A 15,318-nucleotide genomic window follows, 5' to 3' on the forward strand; every position below is an offset into this window, starting at 1 on the left:
CGGTGTCAGTACCCGACGATCGGGCCGAACGCGTCGGCGAGCGGCGCGCGGTTCACGCTGCGGAGCTCCTCGACCGGCACGGTGAACAGGCCCTGCACCTCGAGCGAGCCCGACGCGGCATCCGTCACGCCGATGCGGCGCACCGGGTAGTCGCGGCCCTCGCAGAGCCCGCGGAACTTCACGTCGTCCTCGCGGGGGACCGACACGATGACGCGCCCGGTCGACTCTGAGAAGAGTGCGGTCGCCGCGTCGATGCCGGCGTCCTGGATCACCTCGTCGAGCACCACGCGTGCGCCGACGCCGAAGCGGCCGACCGCCTCGGCGAGGGCGATCGCGAGGCCGCCGTCGCTGAGGTCGTGCGCCGAGTCGATGAGCCCCTCGAGGGCGGCGGCGGCGAGCAGCTCGGCGAGTGCCTTCTCGCGGCCGAGGTCCACGGCCGGGGGACGACCGCCGAGGTGGTCGTGCACGACACCGGCCCAGGCCGAGCCGTCGAGTTCGGCCGCCGTGTCGCCCAGCAGGTAGATGTTGTGGCCGTCGTCCTGCCAGCCCGACGGGATGCGGCGGGCGACGTCGTCGATCACGCCGAGCACGGCGATCACCGGGGTGGGGTGGATCGGCACGTCGCCGGTCTGGTTGTAGAACGACACGTTGCCGCCCGTGACGGGGATGCCGAGCTCGAGGCATCCGTCGCTCAGGCCCTCGACCGTCTCGGAGAACTGCCACATGACCTCGGGGTTCTCGGGGGAGCCGAAGTTCAGGCAGTCGGAGACGCCCATGGGCTTGGCGCCGCTCACGGCGACGTTGCGATACGCCTCGGCGAGCGCGAGCTTCGCGCCCTGGCGCGGGTCGAGCTGCGAGTAGCGGCCGTTCGCGTCGGTCGCGACGGAGACGCCGAGGCCCGACTCCTCGTCGACGCGCACCATGCCCGCGTCGTCGGGGTAGCTCAGGGCCGTGTTGCCGAGCACGTACTTGTCGTACTGGTTCGTGACCCATGCGGCATCCGCCTGGTTCGCCGAGCCGACCAGTTGCACGAACTGCTCGCGCAGCGCCTCGGGCGTCGAGGGGCGCTCGAGGGCGGATGCCCCGTCGGCCTGCAGCGCATCGAGGTAGGACGGGTAGGCGACCGGGCGCTCGTATACCGGGCCGTCGACAGCGACCGTGCGCGGGTCGACGTTCACGATCTCCTGGCCGTGCCACATGATCGAGAGGCGGCCGGTCTCAGTGACCTCGCCGAGCACGCTCGTCTCGACATCCCACTTCTTCACGACCTCGAGGAAGCCGTCGAGCTTCTCGGGGCGCACGATGGCCATCATGCGCTCCTGGCTCTCGCTCATGAGGATCTCCTCAGGCGTGAGCGAGGGGTCGCGCAGCAGCACGTCGTCGAGCACGATCGCCATGCCGCCGTCGCCGTTCGACGCGAGCTCGGAGGTCGCGCACGAGATGCCCGCCGCCCCGAGGTCCTGGATGCCCTCGACGAGGTCGCCGGCGAAGAGCTCGAGGCAGCACTCGATGAGCACCTTCTCGGCGAACGGGTCGCCGACCTGCACGGCGGGGCGCTTCGTGGGACCGCCCTCGGCGAACGTGTCGGAGGCGAGGATCGACGCGCCGCCGATGCCGTCGCCGCCGGTGCGGGCGCCGAAGAGCACGACCTTGTTGCCGGCGCCCTTCGCGTTGGCGAGGTGCAGGTCCTCGTGGCGCATGACGCCGACGGCGAGCGCGTTCACGAGCGGGTTCGCCTGGTAGGTGGGGTCGAACCAGGTCTCGCCGCCGATGTTCGGCAGGCCGAGGCAGTTGCCGTAGAAGCTGATGCCCGACACGACGCCGTGCACGACGCGGGCGGTGTCGGCGTGGTCGATCGCACCGAACCGCAGCGCGTCCATGACCGCGACGGGGCGTGCGCCCATCGAGATGATGTCGCGGACGATGCCGCCGACGCCGGTCGCGGCGCCCTGGAACGGCTCGATGTAGCTCGGGTGGTTGTGCGACTCGATCTTGAACGTGACCGCCCAGCCCTCGCCGATGTCGAGCACGCCGGCGTTCTCACCCATGCCCACCATGAGGTGCTGCTTCATCGCCGGCGTGACCTTCTTGCCGAACTGGCGCAGGTAGATCTTCGACGACTTGTAGGAGCAGTGCTCGCTCCACATGACCGAGTACATCGCGAGCTCGGCGCTCGTGGGGCGGCGGCCGAGGATGTTGCGGATGCGCTCGTACTCGTCGGGCTTCAGCCCGAGCGCGGCGTACGGCTGCTCCTTCTCGGGCGTGGCCGCGGCGACCTCGACGGTGTCGAGCACCGGCGTCTGGGTCGTCGGGGCAGCGGTCGTGGCGGGGGCTTCGATGGTCACGAGTGGCGAGCTCCAGAGAACGGCGGCGAGCGGATGCCGCGGGGGCGGATGCCTGACCGTGCAAGTCTACCCGGGGTGCTCACCTGAGCAGGCCTCGTTGTTTTGAGTGATTCAAAACAACTGCTACGGTCGAGGATATGAGCAGCGCATCCGACCGTGAGCAGGCCGAGGCGCACCTGCGCGCGGCGGGGCTCAAGGTCACGGTGCCACGCATCGCGGTGCTCGACGCGGTCACGGGACACGGCCACCTCGATGCCGACGCGGTGCACGCGCGCGTCGCCGCCGATCACCCGAGCGTGTCGCTGCAATCGATCTACAACGTGCTCGGCGACCTCTCGAACGCCGGGCTGCTGCGCCGCATCGCGCCCGCGGGCTCGCCCGCGCTCTACGAGAGCCGCATCGGCGACAACCACCACCACGTCGTCTGCACCCGCTGCCACGCCGTGGCCGACGTCGACTGCGTGATCGGCGAGCCGCCCTGCCTCGTGCCGGCCGACACCGCCGGCTTCGCCATCCACACGGCGGAGGTCACCTTCTGGGGCCTCTGCGCCGACTGCCGGCAAGCCGTCGCCGAGCTCGAACGACACGCTCCGGCCGAGTCCGGCTAGCCCGCGGCATCCGCACGGCGCTCACCGCCCGCCGCGCCGCCAGCGCCCTCGCCTCGTCGAGGCGGAGTTCGGCGCGCCTTCCCCGACCCCGCACCACCGCTCCCGCACCCCCGACCCCGCACCACCGACCCCCGCACCACCACCTCAGAGAGAGAAGGACGACACATGTCGGAACCCACGACGACGCAGACCGGAACCCCGGTCGCGAGCGACGCGCACTCCCTCACGGCCGGCGCCGACGGCGCCACCGTGCTGCACGACCGCTACCTGGTCGAGAAGCTCGCCCAGTTCAACCGGGAGCGCATCCCCGAGCGCATCGTGCACGCGAAGGGCGGCGGCGCCTTCGGCCGCTTCGAGGTGACGGCGGATGTCTCCGCGTACACGCGCGCCGCCGTGTTCCAGCCCGGCGTCGAGTCCGAGACGCTCCTGCGGTTCTCCAGCGTCGCCGGTGAGCAGGGCTCGCCCGACACGTGGCGCGATGTTCGCGGCTTCTCGGTGAAGTTCTACACGACCGAGGGAAACTACGACATCGTGGGCAACAACACCCCGGTGTTCTTCATCCGCGACGCGATCAAGTTCCCCGACTTCATCCACTCGCAGAAGCGCCTGCCCGGCTCGGGACTGCGCGACGCCGACATGCAGTGGGACTTCTGGACCCTGTCGCCCGAGTCGGCCCACCAGGTCACGTACCTCATGGGTGACCGCGGCCTGCCGAAGTCGTGGCGCGAGATGCACGGCTTCGGTTCGCACACGTACCAGTGGATCAACGCCGAGGGCGAGCGCTTCTGGGTCAAGTACCACTTCCGTTCGCGACAGGGCGACCTGCACCTCGACGCGGACACGGCCGAGGCGATCGCCGGGGCCGACGCCGACCACTACCGCCGCGACCTCTTCGACGCGATCGAGCGGGGCGAGTTCCCCAAGTGGGACCTGCACGTGCAGGTCATGCCCTACGAGGACGCGAAGAGCTACCGCTTCAACCCGTTCGACCTCACCAAGGTGTGGCCGCACGGGGACTACCCGCTGATCCCGGTAGGCACGCTCACCCTCGACCGCAATCCGCAGAACTTTTTCGCCGAGATCGAGCAGGCCGCCTTCTCGCCGGCGAACACGGTTCCGGGCATCGGCATCAGCCCCGACAAGATGCTCATGGCCCGAGTCTTCAGCTATCCCGACGCGCAGCGCTACCGGGTGGGCACGAACTACAACCAGATCCCCGTGAACGCGCCGCACGCGGCATCCGTGCAGAACTACTCGCAGGACGGCGCGCAGCGCCACGCGTACAACGCGCCGACGACGCCGGTGTACGCACCGAACTCGTTCGGCGGTCCGGTCGCCGACGCGGCTGCGGCGGGCGAGGGCAGCTGGGAGAGCGACGGCGAGCTGGTGCGGTCGGCGGCGACGCTGCACGCCGAGGACAGCGACTTCGGCCAGGCCGGCACCCTCTACCGCGACGTGTACTCGGCCGCGGCCAAGGAGCGGCTCGTCCAGACGCTCGCCGGCCAGGCGGCCGCCATCACGGTCGGCGAGATCCGGGCGCGGTTCTTCGCGTACTGGACCAACGTCGACGCGGGCCTCGGCGCGCAGCTGATCGCCGCCACCGCGTCCGTCGACGACGCCGCAGCATGACCCACGACGGCCGGGGTGCGTGGTGCGCCCCGGCCGTCGCGAGTAGAGTCCGTCGCACGCAGGATCCCCTGCGCCCGGTGGAAGGAACCGCCATGCACGCCGTGTGGACCCCCGTGCGGAAGGCGCTGTCGGCCTACCGCACGGAGTACGCGATCTACGGCACCGTGCTCGTCAGCTCCGTGATCGCCGTGGGCTGGGAGGACGACACCGACCTGGAGGTGCTGCTGTTCGTGCTCGGATCGGTGGGCGTGTTCTGGCTCGCGCACATCTACTCGGGCGTGCTCGCGCGAGAGGACGACACGCAGCCGCGACTCCGCGCCGTCCTGATCGCCGCTCGCGGTGCCATCCGGCACACGGCCGGACTGCTGTTGGCCATGGTGCTGCCCGCCGTGTTCCTGTTGCTCGCCGTCGTCGGGTGGGTCGACGAGTACGTGGCGTACTACGCCGCGCTCTGGGTGGGCGTGGCCGTGCTCGCGGTGCTCGGCTACCTCGCCTCCGCCCGCCGTGGCAGCCCCTGGTACCTGCGCGTCGTCAGCGCCGTGGTCACCGGGAGCCTCGGGCTGCTCGTCATCTGGCTCGGCTCGCTCGTGCACTGAGCGCGCCTCGCCGGGCCGCCCGGCACGTCCGTCGGCCGAGCGCGGATGCCGCCCGCCGCCGCTATTCCGCCCGCGAGAACGCCGACGCCCGCTCCACCTGCTCGCGGGTAAGCGGCACGCCGGTGTAGCGCTCGAACTGCCGCGCGGCCTGCAGCGCGATCACCTCGGCCCCCGAGATCACGCGCTTCCCGGCCGCGCGCCCGGCCGCCACGAGCGGCGTCTCGGCGGGGAACGCCACCACGTCGAACACCGTGGTCGCGCGTTCGACGAACGCGGGCGAGAACGCCAGCGCCGCGGCATCCGCCCCGTGCATGCCGAGCGGGGTGACGTTCACGATGACGTCGAACGCGGGCGCGGGGTCCTCCGCCACCCAGGCGTAGCCGTACTTCGCGGCGAGCGCCGCGCCCGCGGCCTCGTTGCGCGCCACGACCGTGACCTCGCCGAAGCCGGCCCCGCGGAACGCCGCCACGACCGCCTTCGCCATGCCGCCCGAGCCGCGCACGAGCACCCGCTCGCCGGGGTCGATGCCGTGCTCGGCGACGAGCATCGCGATGGCCTCGTAGTCCGTGTTGGAGGCGGTGAGCACGCCGCCGTCGTTCACGATCGTGTTCACCGACTCGATCGCGGCCGCCGACTCCTCGATGACGTCGACGAGGGGGATCACCGCCTCCTTGAACGGCATCGACACCGAGCAGCCACGGATACCGAGGGCGCGGATGCCGCGAACGGCGCCCTCGATGTCGTCGGTCGTGAACGCCTTGTAGATGAAGTTCAGGCCCAGCTCGTCGTAGAGGAAGTTGTGGAAGCGCGTACCGAGGTTCGACGGGCGGGCCGCGAGCGAGATGCAGACCGACATGTCCTTGTTGAGGATGGGCATGACCTCAATGGTGCCGGATGCCGCGGGCGGCCGCTCGCAGCTGGCGCCCGGGCGCCGCCGGGCGGACCGCCGCGCGCTCAGGACGGCCGCGCGCCGCTCAGGCCTCGCGGCCTCCGGGCGGCCCGACCACCAGCAGGGCGGCGAACACGGCCGCGACGCCGACGACGGCGAGCCCGGTGAGCAGCACCGGACGGGCGAGGAACCAGCGCAGCATCCGGTTCACCCAGCTGCCGTCGGCCGGGTGCTCGGTCGTCTCGCGTCGCCAGTCGCCGTCGAGCCGGCCGTGGCGCATGAGCCACATCTCGAACGGGATGGTGGCGTACGGCACGATCGCGGTGAGCACGGCGAATGCGATGAGGCCGACGCTCCAGCGCTGGTTCACGCCGACGAGCACCGCCTGGAACGCGTAGGCCAGGAACACGAACCCGTGGATGGAGCCGCCGACGAGCACGGCCGCCTCGATGCCGCCCGCGTACTTGAGGATCATGGCGACGATGAGGAGCGTCCAGGTCACCGCCTCGGCGAGGGCGAGCGTGCGGAAGAGGCGTTTCGGTGACACGGGGGAGGCTCCAAGGGTCGGGATGCTTCCATCGTCGCAGTCGCACCAGTGGGGAGTCATCGAACGAACGGATGAACGCGGGTAGCCTGTTGCGGGTGACCGAGCCGACCGAGCCCACCGAGCCATCCGCACGCGAGCTCGTCTCGAGCCTCATCCGGTCGATCCCCGACTTCCCCGAGCCGGGCGTCACGTTCCGCGACCTCACGCCCGTCTTCGCCAGCGGTCCGGCGCTGCACGCGCTCGGCACCAGCCTCACCGAGCCCTTCGCCGGCCGGTTCGACGACATCGGCGGGGTGGAGGCGCGCGGGTTCCTCATCGCCGGTGCCGCATCGGCCATCTGCGGCGCCGGCGTGCTGACCGTGCGCAAGGCCGGGAAGCTGCCCCGAGCAGTGCTGCGCGAGGAGTACTCGCTCGAGTACGGCACCGCCGCGCTCGAGGTGCACGAGGGGGAGCTCCCGCCCGGCGCACGGGTGCTCATCGTCGACGACGTGCTCGCGACGGGCGGCACGGTCGGTGCCGCGGCACGCCTCGTGGAACGTGCAGGCTGGCGCGTCGCGGGCATCGCGGTCGCCCTCGAGCTCGAGGGGCTCGGGGGCCGCGAGGCGCTCGGCGACCGCTACGAGGTCTTCTCGCTGCTCCGATACTGAGCGGATGCCGCGGGCGGCCCGCAGCGGGCACGGGCCGGCCGCGGCATGCGACCGCCCGTCAGTCGCGGCTCGAGCCCGCGGTCATCCGCCCCTCGGCGTCGAGGCCGGTGAGGTACGCCGCGTTGCCCCGCAGCGCCGCCTCGTAGCGCACCACGTCGGCGGTGCGCACCGCATCCGCGACGAGCGCGAGCAGTTCCCCAACGGCGCCGTCGCTCCGGCCCGCCGCGTGCAGGCCCAGCGCGTGGAACGCCCGCACGGATGGCGACTCCGGCCAGCCGGCTAGGGCCCGGTCGAGCACCGCGACGGATTCGTCGAGCCGGCCCAGCAGGCGAAGCGTGCTGCCGTACTGCAGCAGGCACTTGCGCAGCGTGTCTCCGCCGAGCCCGGCCGCCAGCGCGGACTCGTAGTAGCCGGCGGCGGTCTCCTCCTCGCCTGCGGTGTCGTAGGCGCCGCCGACTTCGTAGAGCACCTCGGGCTGGTCGGGATGCTCGGCGAGCAGGGCGAGGAAGGCGTCGATCGTCGGCTGCATGTGCTCGCGGTCGCGACCCGCGAAGATCTCGGCGATGGTCGCCTCGAGCTCGGGGGTCAGTGGTTCGAGTCGGTGCGCGTCGGTCATCGTCCCATCCTGCCGCGCTGCGCGGCCTGGAGTCAGCCCTGCTGCGAGCCGGAGTCGCCGTCGCCGGGCATGAGCGGGAATCCCCCGTCGCCCCGCGAACCGTCGCCCGGCCGGAAGCCGTCGTCGGGGAAGCCCCGCCCGTCCTGCACGACGCCGCGGCCGGGGCCGCCGCCGAAGCCGTCGAGCAGCGACGCCGCGGTGCCGGCGACGAACCCGCTTGCGAAGCAGAGCAGGGCGAGCAGCACCGCGCCGACGGCGAGCACCCAGGCGCGCCGGTACCACGGCACGCGGTGAGCGTCCGCTGGCGGCGCGTTCGGCGGCACGCTGGCGTATCCGGCAGGAGGCGGCGTACCGGGTGCGAAGGGCCGAGGTGCGACGGGCTGCGTTGGGGCGGTGGCACTCATGGTGGAATCCTCCGGGACGAGGCGGGGCGTGATCCCCGCACCTCACCGCAGGATGCGACCCGAGCCTATGCGGGTCCTCTCAGCAGTCCATGAATCCGCTCCGAATCGCGCCCGGGGACATCCGCCCGCGAGCCGCGACTACGCCTCGACGAGTGCCCGGCGCACGACGCTGGTGAAGAACCCGAGGCCGTCGACCCCCGACCGCATCGCGGCGGCGGTGTCGGGGCCGAAGCCGGGCTCGACGGCGTGCTCGGGGTGCGGCATGAGCCCGACCACGTTGCCGCGAGCATTCGAGATGCCCGCGATGTCGCGGAGCGAGCCGTTGGGGTTCACATCGACGTAGCGGAACACGACGCGCCCCTCGCCCTCGAGCCGGTCGAGGGTGTCGTCGTCGGCGATGAAGCCGCCCTCGCCGTTCTTCAGCGGGATGGTGATCTGCTGGCCGGCGTCGAAGCCGCTCGTCCAGTCGGTCGAGGTGTTCTCGACGCGCAGCACCTGGTCGCGGCAGATGAACGCGCCGTGGTCGTTGCGGATCAGGCCGCCCTCGAGCAGGTGCGCCTCGGTGAGCATCTGGAAGCCGTTGCAGATGCCGAGCACGGGCATGCCGGCGTTCGCTGCTTCCACGACCTCGGTCATGATCGGGCTGAGCGAGGCGATCGCGCCGCAGCGCAGGTAGTCGCCGTAGCTGAAGCCGCCGGGGAGGATGAGCGCATCGACGCCGTCGAGGTCGTGCGAACCGTGCCAGAGGGCGACTGGCTCGGCGCCGGCGAGCCGCACGGCGCGCTGCGCGTCGCGGTCGTCGAGCGAGCCGGGGAACGTGATGACGCCGATGCGCATGTCAGCCCGCCTCAGTGCGTCTCGCCCGCGGGGGCGACGTAGCCCGAGTCGGAGTGCTCGGCGGACTCGTGCGCGGCCTCCTCGGCCAGCTCGGCGTTGGACTGCTCGTAGTGGATGCCCACGACGTCCTCGATGACCGAGTTCGAGAGGATCTCCTCGGCGATCTGCTGCACGCTGGCCTTGAGGGCGTCGTCGACGGGGCCGTCGACGGTGAGCTCGAAGCGCTTGCCGATGCGCACGCCCGAGAACCCGCTGCGGCCCGTGCGGGCGAGGGCGCCGGCGACGGCCTTCCCCTGGGGGTCGAGCAACTCGGCCTTGGGCATCACTTCGACGACGATGGTGGGCACCGCGGTTCTCCGTCCGGTGTCGAGGGTGTGGATGCCTCGATTCTATCGGGAGACCGCGGATGCCCCTCGCCGGGCGTCAGCCCGGGCGGTCAGCGCCACGTCAACGTCGCGAGATCGCCCGCACGATGAGGGCGACCGCCGCCAGTGCGGCCACGGCCACGCCGATGACCAGGCCGGGGTTCTCGCGGTAGCGCGCCTTCACGTAGCCGACGCCCTCGTCCGCGGCGCTCCTGGCGTTCGCGTAGGCGTCCTTGGCCTGTGCGGTGACGGTCTCGGCGGCGTCGGCGGCCTTCTCCGCGACGTCCGCGGCCTTGGCCTTGGCGCTGTCGATCACGTCGTTGACGGCACCGGCGACCTGCTCCTTCGCGTCGTCCGCCGCCTCCGCGGCGTCGCGCGTCGCGTCGCGCACGCCGCCGGCGACGTCCTCCGCCGTGCCGGCCGCCAGGTTGGCCGTGTGGTCTGCTGCGCTGCCTGGCGTGGTCGCGTCGGCGATGTTGCGGTCCGTGTCAGTCATGGTTCCACCTTCCGTCGTTGCGATGCCGTCATGCTACGCGCGCCACCTCGGGGCGGTCGAAAGGGGGGCCGGGGTTGCAACGCGGTGAGGCGGGTGCTACTGGCTCGTGGCCTCCGCCGTCGGCGTGCACGGATGCCTCGGGCCGAGGTTGCGTGCGCGGAGTTCCGCGCGTACTATTCCGCACGGAATACTTACTGGGATCGAGCGGAGGGGGCGCGGATGTCTCGACTCACCCCACTGGCGCTCTCGACGCTCGCCCTGCTCACCGAGCGTCCCATGCACCCCTACGAGATGTACCAGCTGATGCTCCTGCGTCGTGAGGACCGCGTCGTGAAGGTGAGCGCGGGATCGCTCTACCGCGCCGTGGAACGCCTCGCCGCCGACGGGTACATCGCCGAGACCGGCGTGGAGCGCGAGGGCAACCGCCCCGAGCGCACGGTCTACGCCATCACCGCCGCCGGACGCGAGGCCGTGCGCTCGACCCTCGAGCAGATGCTCGGCGAGTTCGTCAACGAGTTCCCCGAGTTCCCCGTGGCGGTCGGCGAGGCCCACAACCTGCCGCCCGACCGGGTCGCCGAGCTGCTCGCCGAGCGCGTCGCGCGCATCCGCGAGTTCACCGCGTTGATCGACGCCGGCCTCGCGCACATCGCCGAGAAGGGCGTCGCGCGGCACTACGTGCTCAACGTGCACTACACCCGCGCCATGCTCATGGCCGAGCTCGACTGGCTCGAGCACACGATCGACGAGCTCCGCAGCGGTCGGCTGCACTGGACCGCCCCCACCGACTGACCCGCGCGCCGCCTGACGGCCGCGACCGACTGACGACAACGAACGGAAACGAAGACACGATGGAACCGCAACGCAAGCCCTGGCCCGCCCTGTGGGCGCTCGTCATCGGCTTCTTCATGATCCTCGTCGACTCGACGATCGTCTCGATCGCCAACCCGGCGATCCTGCGCGACCTCGACACCGACATCACGGCGGTGCTCTGGGCCACGAGCGCCTACCTGCTCGCCTACGCGGTGCCCCTGCTCATCACCGGCCGCCTCGGCGACCGGTTCGGGCCCAAGCGTGTCTACATGATCGGCCTCGTGGTCTTCACGCTCGCGTCGCTCTGGTGCGGGTTCTCCGGCGACATCACCATGCTCATCGCGGCGCGCGCCGTGCAGGGCCTCGGCGCCGCGCTCATGACGCCGCAGACGATGGCCGTGATCACCCGGATCTTCCCGCCCAACCAGCGCGGCGCCGCCATGGGTCTCTGGGGTGCCGTGGCGGGCGTGGCGACGCTCGTCGGGCCGATCCTCGGCGGCGTGCTCGTCGACTCGCTCGGCTGGGAGTGGATCTTCTTCGTGAACGTGCCCGTCGGCATCATCGCGTTCCTGCTCGCCTGGCGGCTCGTGCCGAACCTCGAGACCCACTCGCACCGCTTCGACTGGCTGGGCGTCGCGCTCAGCGCGGTCGGCATGTTCCTCGTCGTCTTCGGCATCCAGGAGGGCGAGACCTACGACTGGGGCACCATCGTCGGCCCGATCACGGTGTGGGGCCTCATCGTCACCGGCATCGTCGTGCTCGTCGGGTTCGTGGTGTGGCAGCGATTCAACCCCGCCGAGCCGCTGCTGCCGCTGCCGCTGTTCCGCGACCGCAACTTCTCGCTGTCGAACGTCGCGATCTCGCTCGTCGGCTTCGCCATCGTGGCCATGCCCCTGCCGCTCGCCTTCTACTACCAGGTCGCCCGTGGGCTCACGCCGACGCAGGCCGCGCTGATGCTCGTGCCGATGGCCCTCGTGACCGGTGTCGCCGCCCCCTTCGTCGGCCGCCTCATCGACCGCGTCGACCCGAAGTGGATCGCATTCAGCGGGTTCGTGGTCACCGCGCTCGCGCTCTGGTGGACGTCGACGCTCCTCACCCCCGACCAGGAGCTGTGGGTGCTCCTCATCCCGTCGGGCCTGCTCGGCCTCGGCCTCTCGGGCATCTGGGCGCCGCTCGCGTCGTCGGCGACCCGCAACCTGCCGCCGTCGCAGGCCGGAGCCGGCTCGGGCGTCTACAACACCACCCGCCAGGTCGGCGCGGTGCTCGGGAGCGCGGCCATCGCCGCCCTGCTGAATGCACGCCTCGCGGCAGAGCTGCCCGGGTTCGACACGCAGGCCGCCGAGCAGGCGAGCGCGGGCTCGAGCGGCATGCCGCCGCAGGTGCTCGAGGGCTTCACGGCCGCGATGTCGCAGTCGATGTGGCTGCCGATCATCGGCTTCGCCGTCGGTGCGATCGTCGTGCTGTTCTACGCCAAGCCGAAGCTGACGGTCGACTGGGGTGCGGCGGTTCGCTCCGGCGAGGCGATGGGCCAGCCCGCCGACGAGGCGGCCCGAGCCGAGTAGCCCAGCGGATGCCGCGGCGTCGCGCCGCGGCATCCGCCCCGCTCGTCGTGATCGCGCTGCGGCACCTAGGTCCGCCGCAGCGCGCGGATGACCACGAGCACGACGACGGCGACGCACACGAGCACGGCGCTGCCCACCGCGACCGGCCGCTCGCGGAGCATCCCGAGCGCGCGACCGGGGAGCCCCTCCGACCCGCCGACCGAGTCGACGGGTTCGCGCCGCTCGTCGCCCGTCTGGCCCGGACCGGCCGGGGATTCCTGCCGGGTGCCGGTGCTGCTGCCGCTGGTGCCGATTCCGCCCGCGGCCATCTCGCTCATCGTCGGACCGCCGTGCGCATCCGCATCGGTCCTCGCGGTCGTGCCGTTCATCTCGCTCATGCGCGACCGCCGGCCGTCTGGGCGCCGACCTGGCGACGGGCCTGGGCCCAGGCCTTCTCGCGGGCCTTGATGACCTTCGGGTTGGTCCAGAACGCCTCGCTCGCCACCGAGTACTCCCGCAGCCGCGGCGCGAACCGCCGGCCGAGCGCGGCCACGATGCCGACGACCCCGAGGATGATCATGGTCGTTCGAATCTGCCGTGGCATGTCGCCCCTTTCCGCCGTCGACGGGCTCGACGGCTCCTGGGGCCAGCATGCGAGGGTGCCCGACGGCGGTCGAGCCGATTGACAGCCCCGAGCGCGGCGAGTAGAACCCGACCCCCTTCAGGCCAGTCCGGCCCGCTCGGTGAGCACCGTCCTCAGCGTGTCGCGCGTCGCCTCGAGGCCGCGGTGCACCTCTTCGAAGCTCGTCGACAGTGGCGAGAGGCCGAGCCGCAGGCCGCCGGGGTCGCGATAGTCGGGGATGACGTCCTGCTGCCAGAGCCGCGCGGTCACCTCCCGCATCGCGGGGTGGTTGACCGTCACGTGCCCGCCGCGCTCGTCGGGGTCGAGCGGTGAGGCGAGCGTGACGCCGAGCGGGCCGAGCCATTCGTCGGCGACGGTGATGGCGAACGAGGTGAGCGCGACCGACTTCGCGCGGACCGCCGGCATGCCGGCCTCCTCGATCATCGCGAGGGTCTCCTCCATGGCGATCATCCCGATGATGGGCGGGGTGCCGCTGATGAAGCGACGGATGCCGGTGGCGGGCGTGTATCCGGGACCCATCCTGAACACGTCGGCCGTGCCCATCCAGCCGTGGATCGGTTGGCTGAGGACGCCCTGCAGGTCGTCGCGCACGTAGGCGAAGGCCGGGGATCCCGGACCGCCGTTCAGGTACTTGTACGTGCAGCCGACGGCGAGGTCGAAGCCCCAGAGGTCGGACTTGATCGGCACCGATCCAGCCGAGTGGCAGAGGTCCCAGAGGATGAGCGCCCCGGCGTCGTGGGCGATGCGCGTGAGCTCGGGCGCGTCGGCGAGGTAGGCCGAGCGGTAGGCGACGTGGCTGAGCACGACGAGGGCCGTCTCGGGGCCGGCCGCCTCGGCGAGCTGCTCGGGCGTCACGCCCGACGCCGGGTCGACCTCGATCCAGCGCAGCCGCATGCCGCGCTCGGCCGCGATGCCCTCGAGCACGTAGCGGTCGGTCGGGAAGTTGTCGCTGTCGACGATGATCTCGCGGCGTGCGGGGTCGCGGGCGAGCTGCGCGTCGACGGCGGCGCGGCAGAGCTTGTAGAGGAGCACGGTCGTGGAGTCGCCGATGACGGTCTGCCCGGGCTTGGCCTCGATGACGGCGCGACCGATGCGGTCGCCGATCTCGAACGGCAGCTGCATCCATGACTCGTCCCAGCCGCGGATGAGCCGGCCGCCCCAGTCCTCGCGCAGGAAGCGCTCGACCCGCTCGATCGCCGACACCGGCGGGCGGCCGAGCGAGTTGCCGTCGAAGTAGACGAGGTCGGTGTCGGTGCCGGCGAAGCGCTTACGGTAGTGGGCGAGGCCGTCGGCGCGGTCCATGCGGCGGGCGTACGCGAGATGCGGGTCGAGGGTCACAGGAGCTCCAGGTCTTCGGTGGGCACGACGCACGCGGTCGCGAGCCACTCGGGCAGGTCGTGGGTGGTCGCGGGCGGCGGCCCGGGAACGAACGTCGCGATGCCCTCGGCACGGGCGCGGCGAGGCCACGGGTCGGTGATGGCGGCGACGAGGTGGGCGGCATCGAGCCCGGCGGATGCCAGCAGGGCGAGCTCGGCGGGGTTCACCCCGAGCGGCTGGTCGCCGTTGCCGAGGTCGGTGCCGTAGAGCACCCGGCCGCCCGCCGCGGCGAAGCGGCGCAGGTTGTCGGCGGCGCGCTCGGCGTCGGGCGTCGGTTCACCGTACCCGGCGACGTACAGCGTCGAGATCCAGCGCTGCCCGATCGCGACGGCCCGGGCGATGAGCCCGTCGTCGACCACCTCGGTGAAAGGCGTGTGCGCCAGTGCGTCGACGCCGGCGTCGACGGCGAGCCGGGCCATCCCGTCGCCCTCGACATGGGCGACGACGGGCAGGCCGAGCCGGTGGGCGGATGCGACGATCGCGTCGAGCGTCGCCCGGTCGAACACGGGGCCCGCGGCCGCGTTGAGGGCGACCTTGATGACGGATGCTCCGAACGCGTGCTGCTCGCTCACGGCCGTCTCGGCGGCCGACGGCAGCGCCGACCGTCCGTCGCCGTGCTCCGCGGCGATCTCGCGGGCGGATCCCGGTGCCGCCCACGTCCGCCCCACCGGATACCCGCCGGGAGCGGTGAGGAACGCCCCGGCGAAGTCGGCCCGCGGCAGGCCGCCGCGGTGACGCCGCGCGGCGACCAGGTCGGGCGGCGCGCCGAGGTCGACGAACCCGGCGATCGCCGTGTCGGCCAGCGCGTCCTCGCCGATGATCATGAGGTGCACGTGGTGGTCGACGAGGGGCGGCAGCATCGTGCCCGTCTCGCCGGGGTGGTCGCCGTTCAGCGAACGACGCACCGCCGACGCCAGGGGGCCCAGGTCGAGCACGGCCTCGGTGCGGGAGTCATCGGCTCGTGGCAT

General features: G+C 71.9%; 17 protein-coding genes and 1 pseudogene. 6 read left to right on the forward strand and 12 right to left on the reverse strand.

Annotation, left to right across the window (positions count from 1 at the left end; translation table 11 throughout):
- Positions 1 to 5 precede the first annotated feature (5 nt).
- The gene (gene purL, locus J2X63_RS09315; RefSeq protein ID WP_309976373.1) at positions 6 to 2,345 is read right to left on the reverse strand and encodes a phosphoribosylformylglycinamidine synthase subunit PurL; all 2,340 of its coding nucleotides are present in this window, start codon (positions 2,343 to 2,345) and stop codon (positions 6 to 8) included.
- Between the two features lie 137 nt (positions 2,346 to 2,482).
- On the opposite strand from purL, the gene J2X63_RS09320 reads away from it, so the two are divergent.
- The 3 genes from J2X63_RS09320 (at position 2,483) to J2X63_RS09330 (ending at position 5,178) form a co-directional block, all read left to right on the forward strand.
- Positions 2,483 to 2,953 (forward strand): Fur family transcriptional regulator, encoded by a 471-nt coding sequence (locus J2X63_RS09320; protein ID WP_309976375.1) that lies wholly within the window; start codon positions 2,483 to 2,485, stop codon positions 2,951 to 2,953.
- A 165-nt stretch (positions 2,954 to 3,118) separates the two neighbouring features.
- Positions 3,119 to 4,582 carry a catalase gene (locus tag J2X63_RS09325; protein ID WP_309976377.1) on the forward strand — a complete coding sequence of 488 codons (1,464 nt, stop codon included), beginning with the start codon at positions 3,119 to 3,121 and terminating at the stop codon, positions 4,580 to 4,582.
- Positions 4,583 to 4,674: 92 nt separating this feature from the next.
- Complete coding sequence (locus J2X63_RS09330; RefSeq protein ID WP_309976379.1) at positions 4,675 to 5,178, forward strand: hypothetical protein; 504 nt, start codon at positions 4,675 to 4,677, stop codon at positions 5,176 to 5,178.
- Between the two features lie 61 nt (positions 5,179 to 5,239).
- Here J2X63_RS09330 and J2X63_RS09335 read toward each other — a convergent pair whose 3' ends face one another.
- Together J2X63_RS09335 and J2X63_RS09340 are read right to left on the reverse strand one after the other, a co-directional pair.
- Positions 5,240 to 6,055, reverse strand: a complete 816-nt coding sequence (locus J2X63_RS09335; RefSeq protein WP_309976381.1) for a shikimate 5-dehydrogenase — start codon at positions 6,053 to 6,055, stop codon at positions 5,240 to 5,242.
- Between the two features lie 97 nt (positions 6,056 to 6,152).
- Positions 6,153 to 6,614 (reverse strand): DUF3817 domain-containing protein, encoded by a 462-nt coding sequence (locus J2X63_RS09340; protein WP_309976383.1) that lies wholly within the window; start codon positions 6,612 to 6,614, stop codon positions 6,153 to 6,155.
- 95 nt (positions 6,615 to 6,709) lie between these two features.
- On the opposite strand from J2X63_RS09340, the gene J2X63_RS09345 reads away from it, so the two are divergent.
- Positions 6,710 to 7,261: an adenine phosphoribosyltransferase gene (locus J2X63_RS09345; RefSeq protein WP_309976385.1), complete on the forward strand. Its 552-nt coding sequence runs from the start codon at positions 6,710 to 6,712 to the stop codon at positions 7,259 to 7,261.
- Between the two features lie 58 nt (positions 7,262 to 7,319).
- On the opposite strand, the gene J2X63_RS09350 is transcribed toward J2X63_RS09345, so the two are convergent.
- The 5 genes and pseudogenes from J2X63_RS09350 to J2X63_RS09370 all read right to left on the reverse strand — a co-directional run bounded on the left by J2X63_RS09350 (position 7,320) and on the right by J2X63_RS09370 (position 9,979).
- A complete protein-coding gene (locus J2X63_RS09350) occupies positions 7,320 to 7,877 on the reverse strand; it encodes a tetratricopeptide repeat protein (protein WP_309976387.1) in 558 nt (185 codons plus the stop codon).
- 32 nt (positions 7,878 to 7,909) lie between these two features.
- Positions 7,910 to 8,164 carry a hypothetical protein gene (locus tag J2X63_RS09355; protein WP_309976389.1) on the reverse strand — a complete coding sequence of 85 codons (255 nt, stop codon included), beginning with the start codon at positions 8,162 to 8,164 and terminating at the stop codon, positions 7,910 to 7,912.
- A 255-nt stretch (positions 8,165 to 8,419) separates the two neighbouring features.
- Positions 8,420 to 9,118 (reverse strand): phosphoribosylformylglycinamidine synthase subunit PurQ, encoded by a 699-nt coding sequence (purQ, locus tag J2X63_RS09360; RefSeq protein WP_309976391.1) that lies wholly within the window; start codon positions 9,116 to 9,118, stop codon positions 8,420 to 8,422.
- Positions 9,119 to 9,231: 113 nt separating this feature from the next.
- Positions 9,232 to 9,465, reverse strand: a pseudogene (gene purS / locus J2X63_RS09365) (phosphoribosylformylglycinamidine synthase subunit PurS); the annotation flags it as partial.
- A gap of 100 nt (positions 9,466 to 9,565) precedes the next feature.
- Positions 9,566 to 9,979 carry a hypothetical protein gene (locus J2X63_RS09370; RefSeq protein ID WP_309976393.1) on the reverse strand — a complete coding sequence of 138 codons (414 nt, stop codon included), beginning with the start codon at positions 9,977 to 9,979 and terminating at the stop codon, positions 9,566 to 9,568.
- Between the two features lie 219 nt (positions 9,980 to 10,198).
- On the opposite strand from J2X63_RS09370, the gene J2X63_RS09375 reads away from it, so the two are divergent.
- Positions 10,199 to 10,768, forward strand: a complete 570-nt coding sequence (locus J2X63_RS09375; RefSeq protein WP_309976395.1) for a PadR family transcriptional regulator — start codon at positions 10,199 to 10,201, stop codon at positions 10,766 to 10,768.
- 59 nt (positions 10,769 to 10,827) lie between these two features.
- Positions 10,828 to 12,351 carry a DHA2 family efflux MFS transporter permease subunit gene (locus tag J2X63_RS09380; RefSeq protein WP_309976397.1) on the forward strand — a complete coding sequence of 508 codons (1,524 nt, stop codon included), beginning with the start codon at positions 10,828 to 10,830 and terminating at the stop codon, positions 12,349 to 12,351.
- 65 nt (positions 12,352 to 12,416) lie between these two features.
- On the opposite strand, the gene J2X63_RS09385 is transcribed toward J2X63_RS09380, so the two are convergent.
- From J2X63_RS09385 to J2X63_RS09400, 4 genes are all read right to left on the reverse strand, one after another.
- Positions 12,417 to 12,728, reverse strand: coding sequence for a hypothetical protein (locus J2X63_RS09385; RefSeq protein ID WP_309976399.1), 312 nt, complete (start codon positions 12,726 to 12,728; stop codon positions 12,417 to 12,419).
- Entirely contained in the window at positions 12,725 to 12,934 is a 210-nt protein-coding gene (locus J2X63_RS09390; RefSeq protein ID WP_309976401.1) for a hypothetical protein, read from the reverse strand. Before J2X63_RS09390 ends, J2X63_RS09385 begins: the two co-directional genes overlap by 4 nt.
- 117 nt (positions 12,935 to 13,051) lie before the next feature.
- Positions 13,052 to 14,275, reverse strand: a complete 1,224-nt coding sequence (locus J2X63_RS09395) for an aminotransferase class V-fold PLP-dependent enzyme (RefSeq protein ID WP_309977884.1) — start codon at positions 14,273 to 14,275, stop codon at positions 13,052 to 13,054.
- Positions 14,276 to 14,307: 32 nt separating this feature from the next.
- Positions 14,308 to 15,318: a hypothetical protein gene (locus J2X63_RS09400; protein WP_309976403.1), complete on the reverse strand. Its 1,011-nt coding sequence runs from the start codon at positions 15,316 to 15,318 to the stop codon at positions 14,308 to 14,310.

This window comes from Agromyces sp. 3263 (assembly GCF_031456545.1).
GTDB lineage: Bacteria > Actinomycetota > Actinomycetes > Actinomycetales > Microbacteriaceae > Agromyces.

Bases quoted from the DNA above. Each gene is read 5' to 3' on its own strand.
- J2X63_RS09320 (WP_309976375.1), top strand. From the start codon at position 2,483: ATGAGCAGCGCATCCGACCGTGAGCAGGCCGAGGCGCACCTGCGCGCG.
- J2X63_RS09325 (WP_309976377.1), top strand. From the start codon at position 3,119: ATGTCGGAACCCACGACGACGCAGACCGGAACCCCGGTCGCGAGCGAC.
- J2X63_RS09330 (WP_309976379.1), top strand. From the start codon at position 4,675: ATGCACGCCGTGTGGACCCCCGTGCGGAAGGCGCTGTCGGCCTACCGC.
- J2X63_RS09335 (WP_309976381.1), bottom strand. From the start codon at position 6,055: ATGCCCATCCTCAACAAGGACATGTCGGTCTGCATCTCGCTCGCGGCC.
- J2X63_RS09350 (WP_309976387.1), bottom strand. From the start codon at position 7,877: ATGACCGACGCGCACCGACTCGAACCACTGACCCCCGAGCTCGAGGCG.
- purQ (WP_309976391.1), bottom strand. From the start codon at position 9,118: ATGCGCATCGGCGTCATCACGTTCCCCGGCTCGCTCGACGACCGCGAC.
- J2X63_RS09370 (WP_309976393.1), bottom strand. From the start codon at position 9,979: ATGACTGACACGGACCGCAACATCGCCGACGCGACCACGCCAGGCAGC.
- J2X63_RS09375 (WP_309976395.1), top strand. From the start codon at position 10,199: ATGTCTCGACTCACCCCACTGGCGCTCTCGACGCTCGCCCTGCTCACC.
- J2X63_RS09380 (WP_309976397.1), top strand. From the start codon at position 10,828: ATGGAACCGCAACGCAAGCCCTGGCCCGCCCTGTGGGCGCTCGTCATC.
- J2X63_RS09385 (WP_309976399.1), bottom strand. From the start codon at position 12,728: ATGAGCGAGATGAACGGCACGACCGCGAGGACCGATGCGGATGCGCAC.
- J2X63_RS09390 (WP_309976401.1), bottom strand. From the start codon at position 12,934: ATGCCACGGCAGATTCGAACGACCATGATCATCCTCGGGGTCGTCGGC.
- J2X63_RS09395 (WP_309977884.1), bottom strand. From the start codon at position 14,275: ATGGACCGCGCCGACGGCCTCGCCCACTACCGTAAGCGCTTCGCCGGC.
- J2X63_RS09400 (WP_309976403.1), bottom strand. From the start codon at position 15,318: ATGCCACGAGCCGATGACTCCCGCACCGAGGCCGTGCTCGACCTGGGC.